Origin of the sequence: Pseudarthrobacter sp. CC12 (assembly GCF_039907755.1) — a bacterium.
GTDB classification, from domain to species: domain Bacteria; phylum Actinomycetota; class Actinomycetes; order Actinomycetales; family Micrococcaceae; genus Arthrobacter; species Arthrobacter niigatensis.
Genome location: NZ_JARDJH010000105.1, coordinates 1 through 583, shown reverse-complemented (window position 1 = coordinate 583; position 583 = coordinate 1). Strand labels below are relative to the sequence as shown.

Below are 583 nucleotides of genomic sequence, written 5' to 3'. Positions count from 1 at the left end.
CCAGCACGCCTGACACACCATGACGGGCCAGCACGCTTTCCGCACTGTCACGGCAGAAGAACTCGCCATAGCGTGGCCCCGCGCCGCACTGGTGGACGTCCGAAGCCGGGTGGAACACGCCACCGCGCATGTTCCGGGGAGCCTGAACATTCCCCTCGATGAGCTGCCCTCCCGGCTCGCGGACCTGCCCAACAGCACGATCTACCTGTTGTGCGGATCAGGGAAACGCAGCAGCCAGGCCGCACGGATCCTCAGTGACCGCGGATACCAGACGGTCAACGTGGCCGGTGGGATCACCGAGTGGTACCGGGCAGGCCACCCTGTCACCTATCAACAAGCCGCCGAAGACCAGCCTCCAGGAGCCAGGAGCCGTGTCGTCACAGGCCTCCTGCACCTGTTCCGCAGGCCGTTCCACAGGAAAACAACCTAGGCCGCAGTCCACTTGCGGGATACCCCCCGGGGTATCTATACTGATCTCAGAACAACCTTCCAATCCCCTTTCACAATGAAGGAGAGCACCAGATGCTTATCGAGCGCATTTACGACGAAGACCTCGCCCAGGCCAGCTACCTGATCGGCTGCC

Annotated in this window: 1 protein-coding gene; it reads left to right on the top strand. The window is 62.8% G+C overall.

The window, feature by feature from the left end:
* The first annotated feature begins 19 nt into the window (after positions 1 to 19).
* The gene (locus PV772_RS23055; protein ID WP_347887712.1) at positions 20 to 430 is read left to right on the top strand and encodes a rhodanese-like domain-containing protein; all 411 of its coding nucleotides are present in this window, start codon (positions 20 to 22) and stop codon (positions 428 to 430) included.
* Positions 431 to 583 lie beyond the last annotated feature (153 nt).

What these genes read in the sequence shown, in the direction of transcription:
- PV772_RS23055 (WP_347887712.1), top strand. Translation starts at nt 20, where the DNA reads ATGACGGGCCAGCACGCTTTCCGCACTGTCACGGCAGAAGAACTCGCC.